The sequence below is a fragment of the Bradyrhizobium sp. USDA 372 genome (assembly GCF_053629095.1).
On the sequence record NZ_JBRJHR010000001.1, the window covers coordinates 6,705,188 to 6,724,013 of the forward strand.

The following is an 18,826-nucleotide window of genomic DNA, read 5'->3' on the forward strand; positions in this document are numbered from 1 at the left end:
ATATTTCTGGATTGCTTCGCTTCGCTCGCAATGACGACATTGAGGCAGGGGGACTACATTTCGATGTCATCCAAGAACCGTCTGGACCCGATTCCGCAGCCGCCGACCAAACCGGTGGTCGGCAACATGCTGTCGCTGGACGCGGCCGCTCCCGTGCAGCACCTGACGCGGCTGGCCAAGGAGCTCGGTCCGATCTTCTGGCTCGACATGATGGGCTCGCCGATCGTCGTCGTCTCCGGCCACGATCTCGTCGACGAGCTCTCGGACGAGAAGCGGTTCGACAAGACGGTGCGCGGCGCGCTGCGGCGTGTGCGTGCGGTCGGCGGCGACGGCCTGTTCACCGCCGACACCCGCGAGCCGAACTGGAGCAAGGCGCACAACATCCTGCTGCAGCCCTTCGGCAACCGCGCCATGCAGTCCTATCACCCGAGCATGGTCGACATCGCCGAGCAGCTCGTCCAGAAATGGGAGCGGCTCAACGCCGACGACGAGATCGACGTCGTCCATGACATGACAGCGCTGACGCTGGATACGATCGGCCTGTGCGGCTTCGAGTACCGCTTCAATTCGTTCTACCGGCGCGACTACCATCCTTTCGTCGAGTCGCTGGTGCGCTCGCTCGAAACCATCATGATGACGCGCGGCCTGCCGTTCGAGCAGCTCTGGATGCAGAAGCGCCGCAAGACGCTGGCCGAAGACGTCGCCTTCATGAACAAGATGGTCGACGAGATCATCGCCGAGCGGCGCAAGAGCGCGGAGGCCATCGACGACAAGAAGGACATGCTCGCCGCGATGATGACCGGCGTCGACCGTTCCACCGGCGAGCAGCTCGACGACGTCAACATCCGCTACCAGATCAACACGTTTCTGATCGCAGGGCACGAGACCACCAGCGGCCTGTTGTCCTATACGCTCTATGCGCTGCTCAAGCATCCGGACATTCTCAAGAAGGCCTATGACGAGGTCGACCGCGTCTTCGGTCCCGACGTCAACGCCAAGCCGACCTATCAGCAGGTCACGCAGCTCACCTACATCACGCAGATCCTGAAAGAGTCGCTGCGGCTGTGGCCGCCGGCGCCGGCCTACGGCATCTCGCCGCTGAACGACGAAACCATCGGCGGCGGCAAGTACAAGCTCAGGAAGGGAACGTTCGTCACCATCCTGGTGACGGCGCTGCATCGTGATCCCAGCGTGTGGGGTCCCAACCCCGACGCGTTCGATCCCGAGAATTTCAGCCGCGAGGCGGAGGCGAAACGGCCGATCAATGCCTGGAAGCCGTTCGGCAACGGCCAGCGCGCCTGCATCGGCCGTGGCTTCGCCATGCACGAGGCCGCGCTCGCGCTCGGCATGATCCTGCAGCGCTTCAAGCTGATCGACCATCAGCGCTACCAGATGCATCTGAAGGAGACGCTGACGATCAAACCGGAAGGCTTCAAGATCAAGGTGCGGCCGCGTGCCGATCGCGAGCGCGGCGCCTATGGCGGGCCGGTTGCGGCTGCGTCCTCGGCGCCAATGGCGCAGCGCAAGCCCACCACGCGGCCCGGCCACAACACGCCGATGCTGGTGCTCTACGGCTCCAATCTCGGCACCGCCGAGGAGCTCGCGACGCGCATGGCCGATCTTGCCGAGATCAACGGCTTCGCCGTGCATCTCGGCACGCTCGACGACTATGTCGGCAAGCTGCCGCAGGAGGGCGGCGTGCTGATCATCTGCGCCTCCTACAACGGGGCGCCGCCCGACAACGCCACGCAATTCGTCAAATGGCTCGGTGGCGATTTGCCGAAGGACGCTTTCGCTGGCGTGCGCTATGCCGTGTTCGGCTGCGGCAACAGCGACTGGGCCGCGACCTATCAATCGGTGCCGCGCTTCATCGACGAGCAATTGTCGAAGCATGGCGCGCGCGCGGTCTATCCGCGCGGCGAGGGCGATGCGCGCAGCGATCTCGACGGCCAGTTCCAGAAATGGTTCCCCGCAGCCGCGCAAGTCGCGACCAAGGAATTCGGCATCGACTGGAACTTCACCCGGACCGCCGAGGACGATCCGCTTTACGCGATCGAGCCTGTCGCGGTGACCGCGGTCAACACCATCGTCGCCCAGGGTGGTGCGGTGGCGATGAAGGTGCTGGTCAACGACGAGCTCCAGAACAAGGCCGGACCTTATCCATCGGAGCGCTCGACGCGCCACATCGAGGTGGAGCTGCCGGCCAACGTCGCCTATCGCGTCGGCGACCATTTGAGCGTCGTCCCGCGCAACGATCCGACGCTGGTGGATTCGGTTGCCCGCCGCTTCGGCTTCCTGCCGGCCGATCAGATCAGGCTCCAGGTGGCTGAAGGCCGGCGCGCGCAATTGCCGGTCGGCGCGGCCGTGTCGGTCGGCCGCCTGCTCAGCGAGTTCGTCGAGCTGCAGCAGGTGGCGACGCGCAAGCAGATCCAGATCATGGCCGAGCACACCCGCTGCCCCGTCACCAAGCCGAAGCTGGTGGCCTTCGTCGGCGAGGAGGCAGAGCCGCTCGAGCGTTATCGCACCGAGATCCTCGCCAAGCGCAAATCGGTGTTCGACATGCTGCTCGAATATCCGGCCTGCGAATTGCCGTTCCACGTCTATCTGGAAATGCTCTCGCTGCTGGCGCCGCGCTATTACTCGATCTCGTCCTCGCCGTCGGTCGACCCGGCGCGTTGCAGCGTCACGGTCGGCGTGGTCGAGGGGCCGGCGGCCTCCGGCCGCGGTACCTACAAGGGCATCTGCTCGAACTATCTCGCCAACCGGCGGCCGGGCGATACGATCTATGCCACCGTGCGCGAGACCAAGGCAGGCTTCCGCCTGCCGGATGATCCATCCGTGCCGATCATCATGATCGGTCCGGGCACGGGACTTGCGCCGTTCCGCGGCTTTATCCAGGAGCGCGCCGCGCGCAAGGCGAAAGGGACCACGCTCGGCCCGGCCGTGCTGTTCTTCGGCTGTCGCCATCCCGATCAGGATTTTCTCTATGCGGACGAGCTGAAAGCGCTGGCGGCTGCTGGCATCACCGAGCTGTTCACCGCATTCTCGCGCGCGGACGGGCCGAAGACCTATGTGCAGCACGTGCTCGCCGCGCAGAAGGACAAGGTCTGGCCGCTGATCGAGCGGGGCGCGATCATCTATGTCTGCGGCGATGGTGGAAAAATGGAGCCCGACGTGAAGGCCGCGCTCGTCGCGATCCAGCGCGAGAAGAGCGGCAGCGATGCCGCCGCCGGTGCCCGGTGGATCGAGGAGATGGGCGCGAACAACCGCTATGTGCTGGACGTCTGGGCGGGCGGGTGATTGCTCGCCCTTTCGTGCTAAAGCACTCCCATGATTCCCTGGGAAAAGCTCGACACCGCCAAAGTCCCCGGTTCCGACGAGGAGCTCCGCCTGATGCGGCGGGGCAAGGAGTTCTCCATCAAGCTCGGCACCAACGAGCTGATGAACAGCCGCCTGTCGGGGTCGGAAGCGGCGCTCGCCACGCTTGCCGCGAAGCAGATCGAGAAAGTCGCAAAACCCGTCGTTCTCATCGGCGGTCTCGGCATGGGTTTCACGCTACGTGCGGCGCTGGCCGTGCTCGGAGCCCAGGCGAAGATCGTCGTCTCCGAGTTGGTCCCGTCGGTCGTCGCCTGGGCGCGGGGTCCGATGGCGGATGTGTTCGGCGACAGCCTCGATGATGCCAGGGTGAGCATTCGCGAGATCGACGTCGGCGAAGTCATACGGGCGAAGCGTTCGGCTTTCGACGCCATCCTGCTCGACGTCGACAACGGGCCCGAGGGACTGACCCGGAAGGGCAATGACGCACTCTACGATGCGAGCGGGCTGCAGGTCGCGAAGACGGCGCTGCGGCCGGGAGGCGTGCTGGCCGTCTGGTCGTCGGGACCCAATCCCGAGTTCGCAGGGCGTCTCAAGCGCGCCGGGTTCGACGTCAACGAAGTCAATGTTCGCGCCACCGGCAGAGGCGGCGGCGCGCGCCACGTGATCTGGATCGCGCGGAAGGGCTAGGTAATTTCTTTGTGCTGCGCCGAGCCCGCATCCACGATGTCGGAATCGTAGGGTGGGCAAAGCGAAGCGTGCCCACGTCTTTATCCTCGTTATGGATGGTGGGCATGGCGCGCGAAGGGCGCGCGCCTTTGCCCACCCGACGCAGCTGCAATGCTAGAACATCGTGTTGCCGTTCGCCGGATTTTCGGGAATCTCCTGAACGACGTCCCAGTGCTCGACGATCCTGCCGTTTTCCAGCTTGAAGATGTCCACGATTGCGCGGCCCCTGGTGCCGGGCTCGCGAACGGAATGAACGTGCAAGATGACGAAGTCACCCTCCGCAAAACTGCGCTTGATCTCGCTGCGCGAGTTCGGAAACTTCTCGCGCAGGAAGCCGATGAACTTCCGGAAGCCGTCGGGCCCGTCGGGAGCGGTTGGATTGTGCTGGACGTAGCGGTTGCCGACATAGGCGAGGGCGGCGTCGGCGTCCTTCTGATTGAGGCCTTTCTCATAGAAGGCCAGCACGGTTTGGCGGTTGGCTTCTTCCTGCGCGCTGGCGGCCATCGCGGCGCCGCCGGCAAGAGACAACATGATAATGGAAGCGGCCATCATTGCCGCGGATCGGATGATGAAATGCATGTGAGCTCCGAGAGGCCGCAGCCTCTGTTTGGCGTCTGAGACGGCTTGTATAGCCTTCATCGGAACCCACGTTAAGACAGGCACCGGCAGCTCACATGGTCACCGAGAGGAGACTGGCCGGCCTAGGCCGCCTGCGCCGCCGCGCCGTGCGCGTGCTTGTCGATAGCATCGATGATCTCCGGCCAGAAGCGCATGGGCAGCGCGTGGCCCATGCCCTCGATCATCAGCAGCTTTGCGTTCGGGATCGACGCGGCCGTGTCCTTGCCGCCTTCGGGGCGGACCAACGGATCGACGGTGCCGTGAATCACAAGCGTCGGTGCCCTCACGCCGTGCAGCCGCTCCTTGCGGCTGCCGGAGGCGAGCACGGCGCGGAGCTGGCGGCCGACGCCGGCGGGATTGAGCCCGCGTGCGAACACGCGCTCGGCGCGGCCAGGGTCGAGCGCTTCCTCTTCCGGGAAGTGCCCGGCGCGCAACACGTTCCAGGTCTGGCCGTAGCGGACGATGAACTCCTCCTTGCTGCGCGGCGGCGGCGCCATCAGCATCGCGGCGGCCTCGCGGGTCGGGGGCGGCACGCGCGGATTGCCCGTCGTCGACATGATCGAGGTCAGCGAGCGCACGCGGTGCGGAAACGACAGCGTCACCTCCTGCGCGATCATGCCGCCCATGGACGCCCCGACGAGATGCGCCGACTTGATGCCGAGCGCATCCATCAGGCCGACCGTGTCCTTGGCCATGTCGATCAGCTTGTAGGTGGCGGCCACGGGGATCCGCAAGAAGCGCAGCTTCAGCAGCTCGAACGGCGTCAGGCGCTTGCCGCCGCTGAGATGGCTCGACTTGCCGATATCGCGGTTGTCGAAACGGATCACGCGGAAGCCGCGGGCGGCGAGCTGCTCGCAGAACGCATCGTCCCAATGGATCATCTGCGCGCCGAGGCCCATGATCAGCAGCAGCGGCTCGGCATTGTCGTTGCCGAAGATCTCGTAGCAGATGTCGATGCCGTTGGCGCGGACGGTCTGGGGCGGCTGATGTGCGGTCACGGGTCCCTCCTGCTGACCGATGCTGTATCGCACGGTTTCGTTCCGCGAAGAAGCGGCGTGTCCGACGCCGCGCCTGCTGCTTGCCGGTTGACCGGCACCGCGCAACGGTGTGGTATGGCGGGACAAGAAGGGTGCAAAGCCCTCCGCATTGGGAGGACGCTGATGACCGACAAGATCACCGATCCGGTCGCCTTGTGGCAGAAGATGGTTGGCGAAATGGAGAAGGGTTTCAACTCCTTCGCGACCAAGGCGATGGAGACGCCCGAATTCTCGCAGGCCATGAACCGCGCCGGCGGCGTTGCTGCAGGTGCTCAGAAGCAATTCGGCGATCTCATGGAGAAATACCTGCTCTCGATGAACCTTCCGAGCCGCGAGCAGATGACCGGCATCGCGGAACGGCTCCAGTCGATCGAAGGCCAGCTCGGCGAGATCAAGTCGATGCTGAGCCAGATGTCGGCCAATTCGGGCGCGCAGCAACCCGGCGCCGCGCCGCGGCCGCCGCGCACCAAGCGTCCGCCATCCGAAGGCGGAGACCAAAAATGAACGCGCCGGCGGGACTTGATCTTGCCTCGATCCCGGAGCGCATCCAGTCCGAGGTGCAGCGCGCGATTCAGCGCAGCATCAAGGGCGTCGAATATTTCTCGACCTCCGGCCCCACGCTCGGCTCGACGCCAAAGGATGTGCTGCATTCGCGCGGCACGATGAGCCTCTATCACTATCGGCCGATGTCGGATGAGATCTACCGCGTGCCGGTTCTGATCGTGATGGCCACGACCAACCGCGGCTATATCCTCGATCTCGTGCCCGGCCAGAGCTTCATCGAATTCCTGCTGAGGCGTGGCTACGACGTCTACATGCTGGACTGGAGCGCGCCGCGGCCGGAGGAGAAGAGCCTGCGCATGGAGGACTATGTCCTCGACTTCATCCCCGACTGCGTCCGCCGCGTGCAGGCCGATTCCGGCGAGCAGGACGTCTCCGTCATCGGCTATTGCTTTGGCGGCGTGCTGTCGCTGCTCTACGGCTCGATCCACCAGGACGGGCCGATGAAGAACCTGATCTGCTTCACCACGCCGATCGACTTCCGCGAGATGAAGCTGTTCTCGAATTTCTCCGACCGCCGCTATTTCGACGTCGACCACCTCGTCGACAGCGTCGGCAACGTGCCGCCGGAGATGATCCTGTCCTCGTTCGAGATGCTGCGCCCGGCCTCGCGCACGGTGAGCCAGATCCAGCTCTGGGAAAACATCTGGAACGACGAGTTCGTGAAGTCGTACCGCATGTTCGACCGCTGGGCGACCGACACGCTGCCGCTGGCCGGCGAATATTTCCGCACCATCACCAAGGACCTGATGTGGGACAACAAGCTGTTCAACGACACCATGTCGGTCGGAGGTCGCGCGGCGAAGCTCGAGAACATCACAGTGCCGATCCTGCATGCGGTCGCCGAGCACGACCACATCGTGCCCTATGACGCCGCCAAGCACCTGATCGCCAAGATCGGCTCGACTGACAAGGAAGAGGTGATGCTGAAGGGCGGTCACGTCTCGCTCGTTGCCGGCGCCAATGCGGTGAAGCGGCTGTGGCCGAAACTGGATTCCTGGCTGGGAAAGAGATCGACATGAGCGAGCAGCGTTCCTATCCGCGCCACGTCAAGACCGACGCCGGCGATATCGAGATCCGCCTGATGTCGCCCGCGGACGAGGCCGCCGTGCTGGCCTTCGGCAAGGGCCTGCCGACCCATGATCTGCTGTTCCTCCCCCGCAACATCAGCGAGCCGAAGGTGCTCTCCGCCTGGGTCAAGGAGATCGAGCGGGGTGCGATCACGAGCCTGCTCGCGGTCAGGGATGACAAGGTCGTCGGCTGCGGCACGCTGGTGCGTGATCCCCATTCCTGGTCGCCTCATGTCGGCGAGATCCGCATGGTGGTTTCGCCCGAGGTCCGCGGCAAGGGCGTGGGCAAGGCGTTGTCGCAGGAGACCTTTGCCCTCGCGCTCGGGGCAGGCCTGGAAAAGCTCTCGGTCCAGATGACGGTGGATCAGCAGGCAGCGATCGCCTTGTTCGAGAGTCTCGGCTTCAAGGCCGAGGCCCTGCTGCGGGACCATGTGCGGGACGTCGACGGCAAGACCCATGACATCGTCGTGCTCGGCCATAACATTGCGCAGGTCCAGGCTCAGATGGAGGCCTATGGGCTGCCAGGCGCCGTCCAGCACTAGCAGCGCCGTCCGGCATTAGGGCCGGATCGGGCCGATTCTGAAGCCCAATGGCTAGGGAGGCACCACGATGCCTCCGGCTAAGGCTCTTCACGATTTCGTGATATCGCAGTGCAATACACGAATATTGCATCGCACAATTAACCGTGCCATATAAGCCGTGCCCCGGGCCAATGCGGACGGGGTGAGCCCATAGCTCAGACCTTTGAGGATGGAGAGAACCCCATGACCACTGAAACCAACACCGCTTTCGAGGGCTTCAAGGACGCTTTCAAGAACATCCAGAACCTGGAAGTTCCCGAGGCCGCCCGCGAATTCGTCAAGAAGACCGCCAACACCGCCAAGGACCGTGCTGCCGAGGTGTTCGCTGGCTCCGAGCGCGTGACCGCCGCCGTCGAGAACGCGGTGACCGAGTCCGTCACCGAAGCCGGCAAGATCAGCCGCAACATCCAGCAGGCGATCTATGAGGACGCCGAGGCGTTCTTCTCGGGCATCGACAAGCTCGCGTCCGCCAAGTCGGTCAGCGAAGCCGTCGAGATCCAGTCGAGCATGCTCCGCGCCCGCGGTGAAGTGTTCGTCTCGCGCGCCAAGGCGACCGCCGACTATCTCGGCAAGCTCGCCGCCAACGGTGCGAAGTCCGCTCAGGACAACTTTGCCAAGGTCTACAACAAGACCGCCTGATCTGGTGCCTGAGCACAAACTGAATTTGAGGCCCGCTTCGGCGGGCCTTTTGTTTGGCGCCGCCGTCATTGCGAGCGAAGCTAAGCAATCCAGAGTCTTTCCGCGGAGGCAGACTGGATTGCTTCGCTTCGCTCGCAATGACGAGTACTGTGACGCAGTCATGGACTCATCTGCCACCTTCTCCTTCGACACTCCGGGCGATGCCGAACGAGCGGCCGAGCTGCGCCGCGTGAAAGCGCTGGCGACGCTGGTGCTGGCCTCGACGCTGGCGCTGTTTGTCCTCGCAAAGTGGCTGCTGCCCGTGCATCCCGTGTTCGGCTTCATTGCAGCCTTCGCCGAAGCTGCGACCATCGGTGGGCTCGCCGATTGGTATGCGGTGGTGGCGCTGTTCAAGCGGCCGCTCGGCCTGCCGATCCCGCACACCGCGATCATCCAGAGCAACCAGGCCCGCATCGCCGACAAGCTCGGCGAATTCATCCAGGTGCATTTCCTGGAGGCGGGTCCCGTCGAGGCCAAGCTGAAAGAGATCGATTTCGGCTCCTTCGTTGCCGACTGGCTGCGCGACCGCAAACGCAGTGACGACCTTGCGCGCTTCGCACTGCGTCTGTTGCCGGAGGCGGTGTCGGCAACCGAAAGCTCCGGCTTGATGACCTTCATCATCCGCCGCATGTCCTCGCAGCTCCAGGCGATCGACCTCGCGCCGCTCGCGGCCGGCACGCTGCGGGGCTTCGTCGCGGAGGGACGGCACCAGATCCTGTTCGACGATCTCCTGCGCGTGATGCACGAGACCTTGAACCAGACAGAGACGATGGCGATGATCCGCGAGAAGGTGCGCGCGGAATTGCCGACCCTGCTCAAGCTCTATCGCGCCGACAAGTTTCTGGTGAACAAGATCGTGGCCTCCGCGACGGCCTTCTTCAACGAAGTGCGCAGCGATCCCAAGCATCCGTTCCGCGGCGAGTTCGACCGCATGGTGCTGGGCTTCGTCGACCGGCTCGGCACCGACCAGGCCTATATCGACCGCATCGACGGTTTGAAACGCGATCTCCTGGCGCGGCCGGAGCTTGCCGATCTCGCCCGTACCGTCTGGGCCAATACGCGCTCCTTCATCGAGCGCAGCGCGAGCGGCGAGACGCAGGTGCTGCAACATCATCTCGCCGGGATGTTCGTCTCCGCCGGCGAGGCGCTCGCCAGCGATGCCGAGCTGCGCGGCGAGATCAACAAGGGTCTCGTGACCGTGCTGCGCAGCTTCGTCGCGGACCAGAAGAGCGGCGTCTCGACCTTCATCTCCGATCAGGTCAAGGCGTGGAATATGACGCAGCTGATTTCGCTGATCGAAATCAACATCGGCCGCGACCTGCAATACATCCGCTTCAACGGCTCGTTGATCGGTGGGCTCGCCGGGCTCGTGCTCTACACCGTAGAATCCCTGCTCCGATTGTTGTGACTTTTGCGTCACGGCCGTTAGCATTAACGCGCGGGCCTATTGTCGCCTCGCGTCTGTCCCGCTTGAATATCGGGAACCGGCCGCCTAGCTGATTCCTGTTGCGCTGCGGAACGATCAAGAAGCCGGTGCATTGGAATTCACCGCCGATTTGCCGGTCTCGCTGCCGGCGGCCTTTCCAGTATTCTTCCCAGGGGGAAACATTGATGACCGCAACTGCCCAGATGATGCGCCCGCCGTCCCGCACCTTGATGTTTCTGGAGGGGCGCGCGATCCACGAATTCGGCGCATTCCTTGGCGCGCTGCCGCTGTTGAGCCTTGCGCCGCGCGGCGATGGGCATCCGGTGCTGGTGCTTCCGGGCCTCGTGGCGTCCGATGTCTCGACACGCGCGCTGCGCGCGTTTCTGGCCAGCAAGGGCTATGCGGTCAGCGGCTGGCGCCAGGGGCGCAACTATGGCCTGCGCGAGGGCGTTCAGGACGCCATGGTCGATCTGGTCCATGAGCTCAGCGACACGCACAGCCGCAAGATCAGCCTGGTCGGCTGGAGCCTCGGCGGCCTCTATGCGCGCCAGCTCGCCAAGATGATGCCCGAGCGCGTGCGCCAGGTGATCACGCTCGGCAGCCCCTTTGCCGGCGATCCGCGCTCGACCAATGCCTGGCGCGTCTATGAATGGGCGAGCGGACGCAAGGCCGACGAGGTCGATCCGCGCTTTGGCGGCGAGCTCGCCGTGCCGCCGCCGGTGCCGACCACCGCCATCTTCAGCCGCACCGACGGCGTCTGCGCCTGGCAGGGCTGCATGGAGAAGTCGGGCGCACAGACCGAGAGCATCGAGGTCGAAAGCAGCCATTGCGGCATGGGCCATCATCCCGCCGCGGTCTATGCCGTGGCCGATCGCCTCGCGCAGAAGGAAGGCCAATGGCGCCCGTTCGATCGCAGCGGCTGGCGCAGCCTGGCCTATCCCGACCCGCACAGGTGATCCTTCGCCTCTCCCCGTAAGAACGGGGAGAGGGAGAGCAAGAGCCGTCGCTTCCCTCCATTGTCGCGCCCGCACCAAACGCGCTATGCCTCGTGCATGGCGCATCCGCTCTCCCGCATCATCGACCAGCTCAAGCGCGAGCCGTCGCGCACCGGCTCCATCGTCATCACCGTATTCGGCGACGCCATCGTGCCGCGCGGTGGTTCGGTGTGGCTCGGCACGCTGCTGGAATTCTTCGAAAGCCTCGATATCGACAGCGGCGTGGTGCGCACCGCGATGTCGCGGCTTGCTGCCGACGGCTGGCTGACGCGCGAGAAGGTCGGCCGCAATAGTTTCTATCGCCTGGCGGACAAGGGGCGCCAGACGTTCGAGGCCGCGACGCGCCACATCTACGATCCGCCGCCGTCCGACTGGACCGGGCGCTTCGAGCTGCTGCTGATCGGCAATGGCGAGGACCGCGACGCCTCGCGCGAAGCGCTGCGCAATGCTGGCTTCGGCAGCCCGCTGCCGGGCGTGTGGGTGGCGCCGTCAGGTGTGCCGATGCCGGAGGAGGCAGCGGGCGCGATCCGCCTCGAGGTCTCCGCGGAGGATGACAGCGGCCGCCGTCTGCTCAGCGCGAGCTGGCCGCTCGATCGCACCGCCGATGCCTACCTGAAATTCATGAAGACCTTCGAGCCGCTGCGCGCCGCGATTGCGCGCGGCACCGATTTGTCCGAGGCCGACGCCTTCACCGCGCGGATCCTCTTGATCCACTATTACCGCCGCGTCGTGCTGCGCGATCCGCTGCTGCCCGAGAGCCTGCTGCCGCCGGATTGGCCGGGCAGGGCTGCCCGCGAACTCTGCGGCGCGATCTACCGTGCGCTGCTTGCTCCGTCCGAACAATGGCTCGACGGCCACGGAACCAATGAAAAAGGGGCGTTGCCGGCGGCGCGAAAGCTGCTGGAACGGAGGTTCGGCGCCTGACCGTTATGTTACAGAAATATCTTGCATGACGTGAATCTTGTTATATATTCCCTCCCAATAAACGGGAGGATGCGCATGTACACCCAGGCGCTGAACACGGCCGAGACCGCTGATCGCGATCTGGAGGACGCAGGCAAGGCTGCGCAATTCCAGGCCCGCATCGATGCCGAGGAGCGCATCGAGCCGAACGACTGGATGCCGGCGGCCTATCGCAAGACGCTTACCCGCCAGATCTCCCAGCACGCCCATTCCGAAATCGTCGGCATGCTGCCCGAAGGCAATTGGATCACGCGCGCGCCGACCTTGCGCCGCAAGGCCGCGCTGCTCGCCAAGGTGCAGGATGAATGCGGCCATGGGCTCTATCTCTACGCTGCCGCCGAGACGCTCGGCTCCTCGCGCGAAGAGCTGGTCGATGCCATGCTCGCGGGGAAGGCAAAGTACTCCTCGATCTTCAACTATCCGACGCTGACCTGGGCGGACATCGGCACGATCGGCTGGCTGGTCGACGGCGCCGCGATCATGAACCAGATCCCGCTGTGCCGCTGCTCCTATGGGCCCTATGCCCGCGCGATGATTCGCGTCTGCAAGGAGGAGTCCTTCCACCAGCGCCAGGGCTACGAGATCATGGTGACGCTGTGCCGCGGCTCGGAGGAGCAGAAGGCGATGGCGCAAGACGCGCTGAACCGCTGGTGGTGGCCGGTGCTGATGATGTTCGGCCCGCCGGACGCGACGAGCCAGCACAGCGACACCTCGACGAAATGGAAGATCAAGCGCTTCTCCAATGACGAGCTGCGCCAGAAGTTCGTCGATGCCACCGTACCGCAGGCGCAATATCTCGGCCTCACCATTCCCGATCCCGGCATGATTCAGGACGCCGACGGGCACTGGCGCTACAGCGAGATCGACTGGACCGAGTTCAAGCAGGTCCTCGCCGGCAATGGCCCCTGCAACCGCGACCGCATCGCCGCCCGCCGCAAGGCGCATGAGGAGGGCGGCTGGGTGCGCGAGGCGGCCGCCGCCTACGCCGCCAAGCGCGCCCAGCGTCAGACCGCCCAAGCTGCCGAATAGGATAACGATATGGCCACGCCGAATACGCCGCTGTGGGAAGTCTTCATTCGCAGCCGCAACGGGCTTGCGCACAAGCATGTCGGCTCGCTGCATGCGAGCGACGCGACCATGGCGCTGCAAGCCGCGCGCGACATCTACACCCGCCGCGGCGAGGGCCTGTCGATCTGGGTCGTGCCCTCGAGCGCGATCACCGCGAGCGATCCCGCCGAGAAGGGCATGATGTTCGAGCCGGCGGAATCCAAGATCTACCGGCACCCGACGTTCTACGAAGTGCCGGAAGAAGTGGGGCACATGTGATGGCGGTCGCCAACATCCAGGTCTCCGAAACGCCGCTGGTGCTCTACGCGCTGCGCCGTGCCGACGATGCGCTGATCCTTGGTCATCGGCTGTCGGAATGGTGCGGGCATGCGCCGATGCTGGAAGAGGACATGGCGCTCTCCAACATCGCGCTCGACCTCATCGGCCAGGCGCGGGAGCTCTACAGCTTTGCCGCCAAGGCCGAAGGCAGGGATAACGACGAGGACAAGCTGGCCTATTTGCGCGACGTACGGCAGTACCGCAATCTGCTCCTGGTCGAGCAGCCCAACGGCGACTTTGCCCAGACCCTGGTGCGGCAGTTCTTCTATTCCGCCTTCGCCGATCTCTATTGGCGCACGATGGTGAGCTCGCGCGATGCGACACTGGCGGCGATTGCTGCGAAATCGGAGAAGGAGAGCGCCTACCATCTGCGCCATGCCTCGGAATGGATCATCCGGCTCGGCGACGGCACTGAGGAGAGTCACCGGCGCGCGCAGGCTGCGATCGAAAATCTCTGGGCTTTTACCGGCGAGATGTTTGCCGTCGACGACGGCGAACGCGCCCTGATCGATGCCGGCATTGCTGTCGATCCCGCGAGCTTGCGCGGGCGCTGGTTGACGACGCTCACCGATGTCACCCGCGAGGCAACGCTCGCGCTGCCGCAGAACGAGTGGATGCAGCAGGGCGGCCGCTCCGGCCGCCACAGCGAGCATCTCGGCCATCTGCTGTCGGAGCTGCAATCGATGCAGCGAACGTTTCCGGGGCTGACATGGTGACGGTGCTGCAGCGTGATGGCGAGCTGCGCCAGCGTGCCTGGAACGCTGCGGCTAGCGTGGTCGATCCCGAAATCCCGGTGCTGACCATCGCCGATCTCGGCGTTCTCCGCGACGTCGTTCTCGACGGCGATCATGTCGAGGTCGCGATCACACCGACTTATTCAGGCTGCCCGGCCATGAACATGATCGCGCTCGAAATCGAGGTCGCGCTGGAGAGCGCCGGCTTCCATCAGCCCAAGGTCCGCACCGTGCTGTCGCCGGCCTGGACCACGGACTGGATGAGCGAGGAGGGGCGCGAGAAGCTGCGCGCCTACGGCATCGCGCCGCCGCAAGCCTCGAGCTCGCGCCGCGCGCTGTTCGGCGCGCAGACGGTGGCGTGCCCGCAATGCGGCTCGGACAAGACCGAGCTGCTGTCCGAGTTCGGCTCGACCTCCTGCAAGGCGCTCTGGCGCTGTAAGGCCTGCCGCGAACCCTTCGACTATTTCAAATGTCATTGAGGCGCACGATGCCAGCCCCGCCGTCATTGCGAGGAGCTCTTGCGACGAAGCAATCCAGACTGCTTCCGCGGAAAGACTCTGGATTGCTTCGCTTCGCTCGCAATGACGACTTAGAGACCGAACGAGGGTGCCCCTGATGTCCGCAGCCGCACCGCGCTTCCATCGCCTCGCCGTCAGCGACCTCCGCCGCGAGGCCACGGACGCCGTGTCGATGACCTTCGCAATCCCCAACGAACTCGCCGGCGATTACGCCTTCACGCCCGGCCAGTACCTGACGCTGCGCACCATGCTCGACGGCGAAGAGGTGCGCCGCTCCTATTCGATCTGTTCCGGTCCCGATGACGGCGAGATCCGTATCGCCGTGAAGAAGGTCGATGGCGGCGCGTTTTCGAGCTGGGCAGCCGACGATCTCAAATGCGGCGACGAGCTCGACGTGATGACGCCAACCGGCCGCTTTGGCGTGGTCCCGCCGGCAGATGGGGCGTGCATTCACGTCGGTTTCGCTGCCGGCTCCGGCATCACGCCGATCCTGTCGATCGTGAAGGGCGTGCTGGCGCGCGAGCCGGACAGCCGCTTCTTCCTGTTCTACGGCAACCGCACCACCGACAACATCATGTTCCTCGAAGCGCTCGAGGAACTCAAGGACCGGTTCATCGATCGTCTCTCGATCTTTCACGTCATCTCCGGCGAGGAGCAGGACATCCCGATCCTGCATGGCCGGCTCGACGGCGAGAAGGTGAGGGTGCTGCTCCGCTCGCTGGTGCCGGCGGAAAGCGTCGATCATGTCTTCATCTGCGGTCCCCTTGGCATGAGCGAGGACATCGAGGCGACCTGCCGCGATCTCGGCATCGCCGGCGAGCGCATCCATGTCGAGCGCTTCGTGTCCGAATTCGGCGGCAAGCCGCGGCCGAGAAGGGCGGTTGCGCCCGACGCGCCGCCGAAGGCGATCGCCTCGTTGATCATCGATGGCAAGCGCCGCGACGTGCCCGTCGCCGAGGACGAGGCGATCCTCGATGCCGCCCTGCGCGCCGGCGTCGATCTGCCCTTCGCCTGCAAGGGCGGCATGTGCTCGACCTGCCGCGCCAAGCTGGTCGAGGGTGAGGCGCCGATGGACATCAACTATTCGCTGGAACCGTGGGAGCTGAAGGCCGGTTTTGTTCTCACCTGCCAGGCCAAGCCTTCTACGGAACGGGTCGTCGTCGATTACGACCATGTTTGACAGTGTTGTCCAACCAGCAGAACATTGCGTGCAAACAGCCGGGAGAAGCGCGTGAACGTCAAAGCCGCCCTGTCGCCTGAGGATATCGCCCGCGCCTGCGCCGATGCGATGTGGGCCGAGGACGATGCCTCCAAGGGTCTCGGCATGGAGATCGTCGAGATCGGCCCGGGCTTTGCGACGCTCGCAATGATGGTGCGGCCGGACATGGTCAACGGCCAGCGCATCGCCCATGGCGGCTTCATCTTCACGCTCGCCGATTCCGCCTTCGCGTTCGCGTGCAATTCGCACAATGAGCGCGTCGTGGCGGCGCAGGGCCAGATCACCTTCATCAAGCCGGGCAAGCTTGGGGATCGTCTCATCGCCAAGGCGCGGGAAATCACCCGCGGCGGCCGTTCCGGCATCTACGACGTGCGTGTCACGGCGGGCGAGGTCGTCATCGCGGAATTCCGCGGACATTCGCGCGTCATTCCCGGCGCGTGGCTGCCGCCGCAAGATCAATAAGACCAACGAAGAAAAGAACAGACAATGTGGGGAAACGAGGATGGCTCTGACGAGGCTCAAGGAAGGTGGCAGCGCCTATAATGCGGAGATGGATGCGCATGAGCGCGCCTCGCGCGACGAGATCATGGCGCTGCAGAAGCAGCGGCTGGCCTGGTCGCTAAAGCACGCCTACGACAACGTCGCGCATTACCGCAAGGCGTTCGATAAAGCGGGCGTGCATCCGTCCGACTTTCGCGAGCTCTCCGATCTCGCCAAATTTCCGTTCACGGTGAAGACGGACCTGCGCGACAATTATCCCTTCAACATGTTCGCCGTGCCGCGCGAGAAGCTGGTCCGGGTGCATGCCTCATCCGGAACGACCGGCAAGCCGATCGTGGTGGGCTATACGCAGCGCGACATCGACACCTGGTCCGAGGTCATGGCGCGCTCGATCCGCGCCGCCGGCGGACGCACCGGCATGATCATCCACAATGCCTACGGCTATGGCCTGTTCACCGGCGGTCTCGGCGTGCACTACGGCGCCGAAAAGCTCGGCTGCACCGTGGTCCCGATCTCTGGCGGCATGACCGAGCGGCAGGTGCAGCTCATCAACGACTTCCGGCCCGACATCATCACGGTAACGCCGAGCTACATGCTCGCGATCCTCGACGAGTTCAAGCGCCAGAAGCTGGATCCGCGCCAGTGCTCGCTCAAGATCGGCATCTTCGGCGCCGAGCCCTGGACCAACGCGATGCGCGCCGAGATCGAGGACGCCTTCGACATGGACGCGACCGACATCTACGGCCTGTCCGAGGTGATCGGCCCCGGCGTCGCGCAGGAGTGCATCGAGACCAAGGATGGCCTGCACATCTGGGAGGATCATTTCTACCCGGAAGTGATCGACCCCGAGACCGGCGCTGTGCTGCCGGACGGCGAGAAGGGCGAGCTGGTCTTCACCTCGCTCACCAAGGAAGCCTTTCCGGTGATCCGCTATCGCACCCGCGACCTGACGCGGCTGCTGCCGGGCACGGCGCGGCCGGGCATGCGGCGCATGGAGAAGGTGACGGGCCGCTCCGACGACATGATCATCCTGCGCGGCGTCAACCTGTTCCCGACCCAGATCGAGGAGGTGCTGCTCGCGACCGACTGGTGCGGCGGCCACTTCATCCTGGAACTCACCCGCGAGGGTCGCATGGACGAGCTGACCATCATCGCCGAGGCACGGCCCGAGAGCTGGGACGGCCGCGGGCTCGTCGATCATGCGGACCGGATTTCGACCCACATCAAGAACACGATCGGCGTCAGCTCCAGGGTGCAGGTGGTTGCGCCCGCGACGCTGGAGCGCTCGCTCGGCAAGGCCAAGCGGCTCTACGACAAGCGGCCCAAGGACTGACGGGATGGATTGACTCGACTGGCTCCAGAGGCGACAAGTCCCGCCAGAAATCGCGGGTCTTTTCATGTCAGCCGATGCCAAAACCGTCGAAGCGCGCTGCGTGCGCCTCAACGCCAAAGCTGAAAATGCCGCTGCGCTTGCACCGATCGTTGAGCGCCGGATGCTCGCGCGCGGGCCGAACGATCTGCTGATCGAAGTGAAGGCCGCCGCCGTCAATCCGTCCGACGTCAAGGCTGCGACCGGGCTGATGCCCTATGCCGTGTTCCCCCGGACCCCCGGCCGCGATTACGCCGGCGTGGTGATCGACGGGCCCACCGGCACAATCGGGCGCGAAGTGTTCGGCTCCTCCGGCGATCTCGGCATCCGTCGTGACGGCACCCATGCGAGCCATCTCGTGGTCGAAGCCGATGCGGTCGTGGAGAAGCCGAAGACGGTGTCCTGGCAGGAGGCCGCCGGCATCGGCGTGCCCTTCGTCACCGCGATGGAAGGCTTTCGCCGCGCCGGCGTGCCGAAGAGCGGCGAGACTGTCCTGGTGTTCGGCGTCAACGGCAAGGTCGGCCAGGCCGCGGTGCAGATCGCGACTTGGCAGGGCGCGCGCGTCATCGGCGTGGTGCGCAAGGCGGAAGCCTATGAAGGCCACGCCAACGCGCCCATCGAGGTGATCGACGCCTCCGTCACCGACGTCGCCGCGCGCGTGCGCGAATTGACCGGCGGCAAGGGCGCCGACATCGTCTTCAACACGGTCGGCGATCCCTATTTTCAGGCCGCGCACAAGTCGCTGGCCTTGCGCGGCCGCCAGATCCTGATCGCCGCGATCGATCGCATCGTGCAGTTCAACATCCTCGAGTTCTATCGGGGCCAGCACACCTATGTCGGCATCGACACGCTGGGTCTATCCTCGGCCGCAACGGGCGCGGTGCTGCGCGACCTTGGGCCGGGTTTTGCGAGCGGCCATCTGAAGCCGTTTCCGATCAAGGCGAACGCGATCTATCCGCTGGAGCGCGCGAAGGAGGCGTACGCCGCCGTCGCCGGTTCTTCGCGCGACAGGGTGATACTGAAGCCGTAATCCACCGTCATTGCGAGCGCAGCGAAGCAATCCAGAAAATGCATCCGCGAAGACAGACTGGATTGCTTCGCTGCGCTCGCAATGACGGAGAAGGGC

General features: G+C 64.8%; 19 protein-coding genes. 17 read left to right on the plus strand and 2 right to left on the minus strand.

Going from position 1 to position 18,826, the window contains the following annotated elements; translation table 11 throughout:
• The first annotated feature begins 63 nt into the window (after positions 1-63).
• Positions 64-3,300, plus strand: coding sequence for a bifunctional cytochrome P450/NADPH--P450 reductase (locus AB7M16_RS31365; RefSeq protein ID WP_453946304.1), 3,237 nt, complete (start codon positions 64-66; stop codon positions 3,298-3,300).
• Positions 3,301-3,330: 30 nt separating this feature from the next.
• The gene (locus AB7M16_RS31370; protein ID WP_453946305.1) at positions 3,331-4,005 is read left to right on the plus strand and encodes a spermine/spermidine synthase domain-containing protein; all 675 of its coding nucleotides are present in this window, start codon (positions 3,331-3,333) and stop codon (positions 4,003-4,005) included.
• A 153-nt stretch (positions 4,006-4,158) separates the two neighbouring features.
• On the opposite strand, the gene AB7M16_RS31375 is transcribed toward AB7M16_RS31370, so the two are convergent.
• Entirely contained in the window at positions 4,159-4,623 is a 465-nt protein-coding gene (locus tag AB7M16_RS31375) for a nuclear transport factor 2 family protein (RefSeq protein WP_453946306.1), read from the minus strand.
• A gap of 122 nt (positions 4,624-4,745) precedes the next feature.
• Complete coding sequence (locus AB7M16_RS31380) at positions 4,746-5,660, minus strand: alpha/beta fold hydrolase (RefSeq protein WP_172784028.1); 915 nt, start codon at positions 5,658-5,660, stop codon at positions 4,746-4,748.
• 162 nt (positions 5,661-5,822) lie between these two features.
• Here AB7M16_RS31380 and AB7M16_RS31385 point away from each other — a divergent pair, with 162 nt between their 5' ends.
• The 15 genes from AB7M16_RS31385 (at position 5,823) to AB7M16_RS31455 (ending at position 18,730) form a co-directional block, all read left to right on the plus strand.
• A complete protein-coding gene (locus AB7M16_RS31385; protein WP_172784029.1) occupies positions 5,823-6,203 on the plus strand; it encodes a hypothetical protein in 381 nt (126 codons plus the stop codon).
• A complete protein-coding gene (locus tag AB7M16_RS31390; protein WP_260382797.1) occupies positions 6,200-7,282 on the plus strand; it encodes a PHA/PHB synthase family protein in 1,083 nt (360 codons plus the stop codon). The genes AB7M16_RS31385 and AB7M16_RS31390 overlap by 4 nt, the downstream gene beginning before the upstream one ends.
• Positions 7,279-7,872 (plus strand): GNAT family N-acetyltransferase, encoded by a 594-nt coding sequence (locus AB7M16_RS31395; protein WP_172784031.1) that lies wholly within the window; start codon positions 7,279-7,281, stop codon positions 7,870-7,872. Before AB7M16_RS31390 ends, AB7M16_RS31395 begins: the two co-directional genes overlap by 4 nt.
• Before the next feature lie 222 nt (positions 7,873-8,094).
• Positions 8,095-8,550, plus strand: coding sequence for a phasin (locus AB7M16_RS31400; protein ID WP_212254845.1), 456 nt, complete (start codon positions 8,095-8,097; stop codon positions 8,548-8,550).
• 160 nt (positions 8,551-8,710) lie between these two features.
• Positions 8,711-9,997, plus strand: a complete 1,287-nt coding sequence (locus tag AB7M16_RS31405) for a DUF445 domain-containing protein (RefSeq protein ID WP_453946307.1) — start codon at positions 8,711-8,713, stop codon at positions 9,995-9,997.
• A gap of 203 nt (positions 9,998-10,200) precedes the next feature.
• Complete coding sequence (locus AB7M16_RS31410; protein ID WP_453946308.1) at positions 10,201-10,971, plus strand: esterase/lipase family protein; 771 nt, start codon at positions 10,201-10,203, stop codon at positions 10,969-10,971.
• A 96-nt stretch (positions 10,972-11,067) separates the two neighbouring features.
• Positions 11,068-11,934 (plus strand): phenylacetic acid degradation operon negative regulatory protein PaaX, encoded by an 867-nt coding sequence (paaX, locus tag AB7M16_RS31415; protein WP_212254848.1) that lies wholly within the window; start codon positions 11,068-11,070, stop codon positions 11,932-11,934.
• A 75-nt stretch (positions 11,935-12,009) separates the two neighbouring features.
• Positions 12,010-13,002 (plus strand): 1,2-phenylacetyl-CoA epoxidase subunit PaaA, encoded by a 993-nt coding sequence (paaA, locus tag AB7M16_RS31420; protein ID WP_453946309.1) that lies wholly within the window; start codon positions 12,010-12,012, stop codon positions 13,000-13,002.
• A 9-nt stretch (positions 13,003-13,011) separates the two neighbouring features.
• Entirely contained in the window at positions 13,012-13,299 is a 288-nt protein-coding gene (gene paaB, locus AB7M16_RS31425; RefSeq protein ID WP_015687593.1) for a 1,2-phenylacetyl-CoA epoxidase subunit PaaB, read from the plus strand.
• Positions 13,299-14,075 carry a 1,2-phenylacetyl-CoA epoxidase subunit PaaC gene (gene paaC, locus AB7M16_RS31430; protein WP_212254850.1) on the plus strand — a complete coding sequence of 259 codons (777 nt, stop codon included), beginning with the start codon at positions 13,299-13,301 and terminating at the stop codon, positions 14,073-14,075. Before paaB ends, paaC begins: the two co-directional genes overlap by 1 nt.
• Positions 14,069-14,572 (plus strand): 1,2-phenylacetyl-CoA epoxidase subunit PaaD, encoded by a 504-nt coding sequence (gene paaD / locus AB7M16_RS31435; RefSeq protein WP_453946310.1) that lies wholly within the window; start codon positions 14,069-14,071, stop codon positions 14,570-14,572. Before paaC ends, paaD begins: the two co-directional genes overlap by 7 nt.
• A gap of 136 nt (positions 14,573-14,708) precedes the next feature.
• Positions 14,709-15,791, plus strand: a complete 1,083-nt coding sequence (gene paaE, locus AB7M16_RS31440) for a 1,2-phenylacetyl-CoA epoxidase subunit PaaE (RefSeq protein WP_453946311.1) — start codon at positions 14,709-14,711, stop codon at positions 15,789-15,791.
• 51 nt (positions 15,792-15,842) lie between these two features.
• Positions 15,843-16,292 (plus strand): hydroxyphenylacetyl-CoA thioesterase PaaI, encoded by a 450-nt coding sequence (paaI, locus tag AB7M16_RS31445; protein WP_453946312.1) that lies wholly within the window; start codon positions 15,843-15,845, stop codon positions 16,290-16,292.
• A gap of 40 nt (positions 16,293-16,332) precedes the next feature.
• Positions 16,333-17,664, plus strand: coding sequence for a phenylacetate--CoA ligase PaaK (gene paaK / locus AB7M16_RS31450; protein WP_439363820.1), 1,332 nt, complete (start codon positions 16,333-16,335; stop codon positions 17,662-17,664).
• 64 nt (positions 17,665-17,728) lie between these two features.
• The gene (locus tag AB7M16_RS31455; protein WP_453946313.1) at positions 17,729-18,730 is read left to right on the plus strand and encodes a quinone oxidoreductase family protein; all 1,002 of its coding nucleotides are present in this window, start codon (positions 17,729-17,731) and stop codon (positions 18,728-18,730) included.
• Positions 18,731-18,826 lie beyond the last annotated feature (96 nt).